The organism is Lactobacillus sp. UMNPBX16 (assembly GCF_002553775.1).
GTDB classification, from domain to species: domain Bacteria; phylum Bacillota; class Bacilli; order Lactobacillales; family Lactobacillaceae; genus Lactobacillus; species Lactobacillus crispatus.
The window spans coordinates 1-247 of record NZ_PCYU01000116.1 but is presented as its reverse complement, the minus strand read 5'-3'; the positions used below and the strand labels follow the sequence as shown (position 1 = coordinate 247).

Here is a 247-nt window from a genome sequence, read left to right as displayed (position 1 = left end):
ACTACAAGGGTAAGCCAAAGCTTTCAAAGATTACTGCTACAGTAATTAACCCTAACTCAGTTGCTCAAAGTATTAAGTCAAGAAAATTTGACGTTACTCAAGTAATCAACTCACAATGGAAGAACATCAAGGATACTAAGGGCGTTAACTTTATCGCTAAAATTCCACTACAATACTCATACTTAGGCTTTAAGGTTGGTAAGTGGGATGCCAAGAAGGGCGAAAACGTAATGGACAAGAATTCTAA

Annotated in this window: 1 pseudogene; it reads left to right on the top strand. The window is 36.8% G+C overall.

Annotated elements, in window-relative coordinates:
• Positions 1-247: pseudogene (locus CP367_RS10630) on the top strand (oligopeptide ABC transporter substrate-binding protein); the annotation flags it as partial.